Annotated in this window: 1 protein-coding gene; it reads left to right on the top strand. The window is 70.8% G+C overall.

Annotated features, from left to right (window positions below):
• Nucleotides 1-66 precede the first annotated feature (66 nt).
• The coding region (locus FNQ90_RS26395) for a nitrogen regulation protein NR(II) (RefSeq protein ID WP_182608586.1) at nt 67-497 on the top strand (431 nt) is incomplete at its 3' end.

Here is a 497-nt window from a genome sequence, read left to right on the forward strand (position 1 = left end):
GCCCCGGGATCGTCTAATGGGGGATGTGGAGCACGCTCGCAGTGGTCTCGGGACGGTGGTCGGCGCATGACCGACCGGGTCGAACCGTGGGGAGCCGGCTCGGCGGACCGTGGGGAACCCGCCGAGCTGATGCTCGACGCCGCGGGAGAGATCCTGAACTGCACCCGGAGTGCCGCACGGTTGCTGGGCGGTGGCGCGGAGGAACTCCGGGGGCACCCGGTGGGTGACTTCTTCGCCCCGCCCTCGACCTGGGTGTGGCTGTCCTCGGACGTCTCGCCCCTGGAGCACAGGAGCCTCAGGGTGGTGTTGCGCCGACTGGGTGGGGACACGGTGGCGGCGGAGGTGGACCTCTCCGAACTGCCGGAGGGGTCCCCGATCCGGTTCGTGGTGCGGTTGTCCATCGTTCCGGGCACCTCGGAGGCCGGCCCCCGGCCCCCGGAGCGTCGCCTCCCTGTCTCTTATACACGTCGTATCGTCGCTGGCGGGGAATCCGGCTA

It is taken from the genome of Streptomyces alkaliphilus (assembly GCF_014141535.1).
Taxonomy (GTDB): Bacteria; Actinomycetota; Actinomycetes; order Streptomycetales; family Streptomycetaceae; genus Streptomyces; species Streptomyces alkaliphilus.